Genomic DNA, 7,998 nt, shown 5'->3' with positions numbered 1-7,998 from the left:
CTCGGCCGCGCCTTCCCTGGGGTGCGGGTGATCGTGGCCGATGGCGAGCGGCCTGTCATGACGGTGCCGCATGCGCCGGCGCTCGTGATCGCCACCCGGGGGGCCGAGCCGATTGCCGATGGCGGATACGCCGCTGTACTTCTGCTCGACGGCGAGAGGATGCTCGCGAGAGAAAGCCTTCGCGTTGCAGAGGACTGCGTTCGCTGGTGGGCCAACGCTGTTGCGTTGGCCGCCCCCGGTGCGCCGTCGGTCTTGGTCGGCGTCGGCGGGCCTCTGGCTACGGCCATGGCGACGTGGCGGTTGTCGGGATTCATGTCGCGGGAGCTCGCCGACCGGCGTCGCCTGCGCTTTCCCCCTGCGGTTCGCGTTGCCACCGTCACAGGGTCTCCCGATGCTGTCGAGCGCGCGCTCGCGTCCGTCGCCGATGTTGAGGGCGCCGATATCCTCGGGCCTGTCGCTACCGACGATGGGCTCCGAGCAATAGTGCGGTTCGACTACGCAGCGGGGGCAGCCACCGCAGCTGCGTTGAAGGCCGAAGTCATTCGTATCGTCACGAGTAGGCGAAAGCGCATCGTGCCGGGGTCTGGGCCGGTCGCGCCACTGCCTAAACTTAAGCTTCGGTTCGACGACAGCGAACCGTTCATTGACTGAGGCGCTCGCCTCCTCCTATTTCGAAAAGCGGTACTCCTGACATGCGACTTGTTTTCGCTGGCTCGCCCAGCGCGGCGGTTCCTTCGCTGCGGCTCCTTGCGGCGTCGCAGCACGAGATCGCGGCGGTCATTTCTCGAGAGGATTCGCCTCAGGGGCGCAAACGCATCGTCACACCGACAGCGGTCGCTGCGGTCGCTGACGAGCTCGGTCTCCCGGTGATCAAGGCGAACCGTCTCAACGATTCGACGACGCAGGCGGTGGCAGATATCCGCCCCGATCTCGGCGTCATCGTCGCGTATGGCGGTCTCGTCAAGGAGCCCCTTCTGTCGACTCCCCGGCTGGGTTGGATCAACCTTCACTTCTCTTTGTTGCCGCGCTGGCGAGGGGCTGCTCCCGTGCAACGCGCCATTATGGCGGGTGACGAGGTGACCGGAGCAACCGTGTTTCAGCTCGTAGAGGAGCTGGATGCTGGCGATATCTTTGGCATGCTTACGCAGACGATCGGCCCGTCGCAGACGGCGGGCGACCTGTTGGACTCCCTCTCTCACAGCGGCGCGGAACTCCTGCTGCGCGTCGTGGACGCCCTCGAAGATGGGACAGCCCGTGCGGATGCCCAACACGGCGATATCACGGTGGCACCGAAGCTCACCATTGACGACGGCCGCGTCAATTTCGCGGATCACGCCTCAATGGTCTTGGCGCGCATCCGAGGCGTGACTCCTGAACCGGGCGCATTCGCGGAACTAGACGGGGTTCGGGTGAAAGTGCTTGAAGCGGCACCTGGTGCGTCTGACGTGCAGCGACATCCCGGCGAAGCAGAGTTGATCGATGGACGAGTTCTCGTGGGCACCGCAACGGAGGCTATCGAGCTCGTCACCGTGCAGCCGGCGGGGAAAAAGCCCATGAAGGCCGCCGACTGGTGGCGTGGCAGGCCCAGCTCAGCCGCGACGAAGTTCGAGGTGTCAGCATGAGCGGCGGCCGTCCGAACCGCAAGACCGTCGGTGTGCAACCCGCCCGCAGGGTCGCCTTTGAGGTAATCCGCGCCGTGCGCGAATCAGACGCTTATGCCAATCTTCTGCTGCCGGTCAAGATTGAACGGGCAGGGCTGGGGCCAGCGGATGCTGGCCTCGCTACAGAGCTGACGTACGGCACCCTCAGGCTCCAGGGCTATTACGACGCTGTGATCTCCCTAGCGGCCGGGCGCGACACCGCCAAGATCGACCCGCCGATTCTCGACGTGCTGCGGCTCGCGACCCACCAGCTGCTGTCGATGCGGGTTGCGCAGCACGCCGCTGTCGACGAGGCGGTCTCCCAGGCTCGCGAGGTTGGCTCTCAGTCGGCTACCGGCTTCGTTAACGGTGTGCTGCGGGGCATAACACGGACCCCTGCTGAGGAGTGGCGTCAGCGTGTGCTCGATTCAGCGCGAACCGACGACGAGCGCCTTTCGCTGGAGTTCTCGCACCCTGTGTGGGTCGTCCGCGCCCTCAGACAGGCCCTCGTCGCTGAGTCGCGTGGGGATGAGCTCCAGGCGCTTCTCGCGGCCGACAATGTCGCACCCAAGGTAAGCCTGGTGGCTCTGCCAGGGTTGGCTTCCGCCGAGGATGTCGCTGGAGCTGTTCCCGCGCGATTCTCACCGCTTGCGGCAATCAATGACGGAGGAGACCCCACCCGCATGCTTCCCGTACGTCAGGGCCGCGTGAGGGTGCAGGATGAAGGATCGCAGTTGGCTGCTCTTGCGCTCAGCAGGGCACGCCCGGTAGAACCCGGCGAGCAGTGGCTCGACATGTGCGCTGGCCCCGGTGGAAAGGCCGCGCTCTTGGCGGCCGAAGCGTCGCAGGCGGGAGCCGTCCTCACCGCAAATGAGGTGGTACCCGCCCGCGCTGAGCTTGTGCGAAAGGCCCTCGCCGCTCTGCCCATGCCCCCCGAGGTGAGCGAGCTTGATGGGCGAGACATCGGCCCGCAGATGCCGGAGCGATTTGATCGGATTTTGCTTGACGCGCCGTGTACCGGGCTCGGCGCACTGCGTCGGCGCCCCGAGGCTCGCTGGCGCAAGCAGCCCCGCGACGTGCCCGCGCTCTCATCACTGCAAGCCGAGCTTCTCGCGTCGGGGCTCGAGGCGCTCAAACCCGGGGGCCTCCTCGCGTACGTCACCTGTTCTCCGCACCTTGCAGAGACGCGGCTCGTCGTAGGCACCGCACTCAAGAAGGCGGGGCTTTCGTTAGTCGATGCACGCGAGGTACTCGATCGCATCACTCTCGCGCCGCTCGATCTGGGCGAGTCCGACGGCACTGTCCAACTGTGGCCGCATCGCCACGGCACGGATGCCATGTTTATCTGCCTGATCACGAAGGATCGCTAGGCTCGGCTCATGACCGTGCGCATCAACCCGAGCATCCTGTCGGCCGATTTCGTGAACCTTCACGACGATATCGAGACGATTGCTTCAGCCGATCTCGTGCATGTCGATGTCATGGACAACCATTTCGTTCCGAACCTCACATTCGGGCCGCAGATGGTGGGGCGCATCCAGGATGTTTCGCCCATCCCGCTCGATGTGCACCTCATGATCGACGATCCAGACCGCTGGGCGCCGGGTTATGCCGAGCTCGGGGCGTACTCGGTTACGTTTCACGCAGAAGCGGCCGCGGATGCTGTCGGCCTGGCACGCAGGCTGCGGCAGATCGGTTCCCGGGCGGGCATCGCCCTCAAGCCGGGCACCCCCGTTGAGCCCTATCTCGATCTGCTGGCGGAGTTCGATCAGGTGCTCGTCATGACGGTTGAGCCTGGTTTCGGGGGGCAGTCGTTCATGCCCGAGACAATGCCCAAGCTGCGCCTGCTGCGCGAGGCTGTCGCGCGAACGGGGCTCGACGTGTGGCTTCAGGTCGACGGCGGCATCACCGAGTCGACGATCGCTTTCGCCGCGGAGTCGGGGGCGGACACCTTCGTCGCCGGCTCGAGTGTTTTCGGCTCTCCCGATCGGGCCGCGCAGATCGATGCTCTGCGCTCGGCAGCACTGGCACACACGCACTAAGAGCGGGGGAGTTCCGCGGTTGCCCCTAAATGATGCCCTCGGAGAACGTGCTTGGCGTGCCAAAACGGTGTGCCGTAATGCTTACGGCCTGCTCCCGCACAAAGGGCAATATCTCGATACGACCGGATTCGGTCACGGGCTCCGCATACACCGCTATTTCGGGGCGGCCGTCGGTCGCTTCCGTCACCATGGACGCCGGTGCTCCGATTAGTCGGATGCGCTCCCCATCGAATCGGGCGAGCCCTGAGCACCAGCGGGCATCCGTCTCGGTCGTCACGCTTACTCCTAGGCGGGAGCAGGCGGCGGCAACTGGATCCGGCAACGACACACCCGTGGAGACGCTGAAGGAGGAGCCCGCAACCAGACCGGCGCCGATGACCCGCACCAGGTGAGCGACGGACCCGGCTTCGGCAAGGCGCACGGCCACAGGGGTCGGCAGATATCGAAAGATATTTCGCTCCACGGCAAGTCCGCTCACATCCCGTGCCTGCCCGAACTCCTCCCGCCATGCTTCCGTATCGCTGCGGAACGACCGCAGAACCGATTCGCCGCTTTCTGCTCCGCAGGAGGCGGCGACCGCGTCCACCAGCGGCCGTGCGTGCGGCGAAACCTCGGATGCCGCTGCTGACGGAGCGGAGCTCCATCTGCCGAGGCCGATCAGGTAGTTGGGGCCGCCCGCTTTTGCCCCCGCCCCGATCGCAGACTTCTTCCAGCCACCGAAAGGCTGGCGTCGAACGATGGCACCCGTTGTGCCCCGGTTGACATAGAGGTTGCCCGCCTGCACCTGATCGAGCCAGAGCGAGAGCTCCTGTCGATCAAGGGAATGTAGTCCCGCAGTGAGGCCGTAGTCGACCTGGTTCTGTATGTCGATTGCCTCCTGGAGGGTCTGGGCGGTCATGATGCCGAGCACGGGACCAAAGAACTCGGTGAGGTGAAAATCCGATCCTCTTTGCACTCCGGCTCTCACCCCTGGGCTCCAGAGCCGTCCACTGTCATCACGCCGTCGCGGGGTCACGACCCAGCGCTCCCGCGGTGCGAGGGTCGTAAGGCCGCGAAGCAGCTTGCCCTCGGCTGGTGCGATGATCGGTCCCATTCGCACGGTGGGGTCCGTGGGGTAGCCAACGGGGAGCGAGCGCACGGCGTCAAGGAGCTGGTCGTGAAAACGTCGTGACCGAGCCACCGATCCCACGAGGATCACCAATGATGCTGTTGAACATTTTTGACCGGCGTGCCCAAAGGCGGAGGATACGACGTCCCTCACGGCCAGATCGAGGTCCGCGCTCGGTGTGACGATGATGGCGTTCTTTCCACTTGTTTCGGCAAGCAAGGGGAGGTCGTGTCGAAATGCCCGAAACTTCTCTGCCGTCTCGAAGGCTCCGGTCAGGATGACTCGGTCGATCCGGTGATCGGCGATGAGGGTTTCGCCCAGCGCCGGGTTGGCCATATTCACTAGGCGCAGAGCGTCCCGCGGCACGCCAGCTTCCCAGAGCGCCTCGACCATCACAGCGCCGCACCGTCGTGCCTGTTGTGCAGGTTTGATGATCACCGACGAGCCTGCGGCAAGCGCTCCCAGCGTCGAGCCCGCCGGGATCGCCACGGGAAAATTCCACGGGGGAGTGACGACGGTGAGTCGGCTTGGCTCGAAGACGGCACCGTCAACGGCGTCAAGTTCCCGCGCCAGCTCCGCGTAGTAGTGGGCGAAGTCCACGGCCTCGGAGACTTCGGGATCCGACTGGTCGAGGGTCTTTCCCGTCTCGGCCGCCATCACTTCTATCAGGTCCGCCCGACGGCTCTCTAGGGCGATTCCCGCCCGGTGCAGAACCTCAGCGCGCTGAGACCCGCTCATGGCTCCCCACGACGACCCTCCTGCCAGCGCCGCCCCAATGACCTCGTTGACCTCAGCCTCGGAGCCCACGGCGTTGGCGGCGACGGTGGCCTCGCCGAGCGTGCTGGTCGGCACCCGCTGCAGGATGTCGCTGGCCCATTCGCGGTTTGCAGGCAGAGCGGGGTCGGTGTCGGGTGAGTTGTGGAACCCGGTAGGCGATGGGAGCGCGGCCGCCGAGCGGCGATCTTGGGTTCGCCGCGGAGCGGGGACTGAGCCATCGAGGTCGCCGAGCGAGGCGATGAACCGCGCTTCTTCTCGGGCGAACAGGTCGGGGTTGGCGCTCAGTTCGAAAACGGCCGACATGAAGTTCTCTTGGCTCGCCCCCTCCTCAAGCCGACGGATGAGGTAGGCGATCGCCACGTCGAACTCTGCCGGATGCACGACCGGGGTGTACAGCAACAGCGCGCCGACATCACGCCGCACCGCCTCTGCCTGTCCCTGCGCCATGCCGAGAAGCATTTCGAAGTCGACACCGCGTTCGGTGCCCCGCCGATTCGCAAGCAGCCACGCGAAGGCAAGATCGAACAGGTTATGACCGGCGACCCCGATGCGAACATTCTCGACGCGCTCAGGATGCAGCGCATAACTGAGCACGCGCTTGTAGTTGGTGTCGCTCTCTCGTTTCGTATCCCACGTCGCCAGTGGCCAGCCATGCAATGACGCCTCGACGCGCTCCATGGCCAGGTTGGCACCTTTGACCACCCGGACTTTGATTCCTGCCCCGCCCCGTGCGCGGCGGGCAGCGGCCCATTCCTGCAACCGCATCATCGCTCCGAGGGCATCGGGCAGGTACGCCTGCAACACAATTCCCGCCTCGAGGCCGAGCAAATCTGGCTCGTCGAGGATGCGCTGGAAGACCGCGATGGTGAGATCGAGATCCTTATATTCCTCCATGTCGAGATTGATGAACTTGGGCGTGGGTGCCGCGGCCGCGAGGCGGAAGAGCGGCGTGAGCTTCTCCACTACATGCTCGACTGCGGCATCGAATGCCCACGGAGACTGGGGGGCAACAGTCGACGACACTTTGATCGAGACGTAGTCGACGTCGTCTCGTGCGAGAAGAGCACGTGTGCCAGCGAGCCGGCGGTCTGCTTCACGGTCGCCCAACACCGCCTCTCCGAGCAGATTCAGGTTGAGCCGGATGCCCGGGCCCCGAATGGCGGAGATGGCAGCCCCGAGGCGGGAATCCGTTGCGTCAATGATGAGGTGGCCGACCATTCGCCACAGAACCCTGCGCGCTAGGGGAATGACGATTCCGGGCGCAAGAGGAGCGATTCGACCTCCAAGACGCACGGCCGCGCGCAGGTGCCAGGGGAGGAACGACGGCACCTTTGGCGCGAGGTCTCTGAGATTGCGCGCAGCAACTCCGCGGTCTTCTGGCCGGATGACGCCGTCGACGAACCCGACGGTGAACTCGAGACCGTGCGGATCTTTCAAAACACCGGCGAGCTGACGCGCAGAGGCGTCAACCGGAACCTCCGATGCCACCGCGAGCCATCGCCGCACAAGCGACGTCACGTCGCGAGCGAGCTGTGCATCGATATCGGCGCTTGAGGCCACTGGCGGTTCCGTTCTCTCGTTCCGCCCAGTATGGAATCGTGCTCGCATAAGATAAAGCGAACTTTACTTACCAATAAGCATCAGTTTTGCTAATGCATTGGAGTGCGTAATGCTCGATCTTCGTCGCCTCAGACTGCTGCGCGAACTCCAGATTCGCGGCACGCTTTCGGGCGTGGCCGCCGCCCTCAACCAGAGCCCGTCTTCCGTTTCTCAACAGCTTGCTCAGCTCGAACGCGAGGTGGGAGTCGCGCTCCTACGAAAGTCGGGGCGCCGGGTGGTTCTCACGGCACAGGCCGAACTGCTCGTTGAGCACGTCGGCGCGGTGCTCGAGCGGCTCGAGCTCGCAGAATCTGAGCTCAGCGCGTCATTCTCAACAGCGACCGGCACCGTGAGGCTCGCCGTCTTCCAGTCGGCCGCGCTCGCGCTCCTTCCTCACGCGCTGAGCATCCTCGCCCGCGAACACCCCTCGCTCCGGGTCGAGGTGACTCAGCGGGAGCCGGAATCTGCGCTCTACGACACCTGGGCGAGCGACTTCGACCTCGTTGTCGCCGAACAGTACCCGGGGCACGCTGCACCTCACCATGAAGGGCTCGACCGCGTGCACCTCACGGGCGACCGCATCGCCCTGGCCGTGGCTCGGGGTTCGACCATTGCTTCTCTCGCGAATGCGGCGAGGTCGCCGTGGGTCATGGAACCGCGCGGGGCGGCATCCCGTCACTGGGCGGAGCAAGCGTGCCGGCAGGCAGGCTTCGAGCCAGACGTGCGGTTTGAGACGGCAGACCTGCAGGCGCACATCCGGTTCGTGGAGTCAGGCAATGCCGTCGCATTGCTGCCCGACCTCGTCTGGACGGCCAGAGACATCACGGCGACT

Annotated in this window: 5 protein-coding genes and 1 pseudogene; 5 read left to right on the top strand and 1 reads right to left on the bottom strand. The window is 65.1% G+C overall.

Annotated elements, in window-relative coordinates; translation table 11 throughout:
- From AC062T_RS00985 to rpe, 4 genes and pseudogenes are all read left to right on the top strand, one after another.
- Positions 1–651, top strand: a pseudogene (locus tag AC062T_RS00985) (primosomal protein N'); the annotation flags it as partial.
- A gap of 41 nt (positions 652–692) precedes the next feature.
- The gene (fmt, locus tag AC062T_RS00980; protein ID WP_476026552.1) at positions 693–1,622 is read left to right on the top strand and encodes a methionyl-tRNA formyltransferase; all 930 of its coding nucleotides are present in this window, start codon (positions 693–695) and stop codon (positions 1,620–1,622) included.
- Positions 1,619–3,010: an RsmB/NOP family class I SAM-dependent RNA methyltransferase gene (locus AC062T_RS00975; RefSeq protein WP_476026550.1), complete on the top strand. Its 1,392-nt coding sequence runs from the start codon at positions 1,619–1,621 to the stop codon at positions 3,008–3,010. The genes fmt and AC062T_RS00975 overlap by 4 nt, the downstream gene beginning before the upstream one ends.
- Positions 3,011–3,019: 9 nt before the next feature.
- Positions 3,020–3,682 (top strand): ribulose-phosphate 3-epimerase, encoded by a 663-nt coding sequence (rpe, locus tag AC062T_RS00970; protein WP_476026548.1) that lies wholly within the window; start codon positions 3,020–3,022, stop codon positions 3,680–3,682.
- Between the two features lie 25 nt (positions 3,683–3,707).
- Here the strand turns inward: rpe and AC062T_RS00965 are convergent, their stop codons facing one another.
- Positions 3,708–7,175, bottom strand: coding sequence for a bifunctional proline dehydrogenase/L-glutamate gamma-semialdehyde dehydrogenase (locus AC062T_RS00965; protein ID WP_476026546.1), 3,468 nt, complete (start codon positions 7,173–7,175; stop codon positions 3,708–3,710).
- Between the two features lie 61 nt (positions 7,176–7,236).
- On the opposite strand from AC062T_RS00965, the gene AC062T_RS00960 reads away from it, so the two are divergent.
- On the top strand, positions 7,237–7,998 hold a 762-nt coding region (locus tag AC062T_RS00960; protein WP_476026544.1), incomplete at its 3' end, for a LysR family transcriptional regulator.

The organism is Homoserinimonas sp., from assembly GCF_056262345.1.
Note: the sequence above shows the minus strand (reverse complement) of the source record. Positions and strands in the feature narration are given on the sequence as shown.

Coding starts and splice junctions, on each gene's coding strand:
- AC062T_RS00965 (WP_476026546.1), bottom strand. CDS start 7,175: ATGCGAGCACGATTCCATACTGGGCGGAACGAGAGAACGGAACCGCCA.
- AC062T_RS00975 (WP_476026550.1), top strand. CDS start 1,619: ATGAGCGGCGGCCGTCCGAACCGCAAGACCGTCGGTGTGCAACCCGCC.
- rpe (WP_476026548.1), top strand. CDS start 3,020: ATGACCGTGCGCATCAACCCGAGCATCCTGTCGGCCGATTTCGTGAAC.
- fmt (WP_476026552.1), top strand. CDS start 693: ATGCGACTTGTTTTCGCTGGCTCGCCCAGCGCGGCGGTTCCTTCGCTG.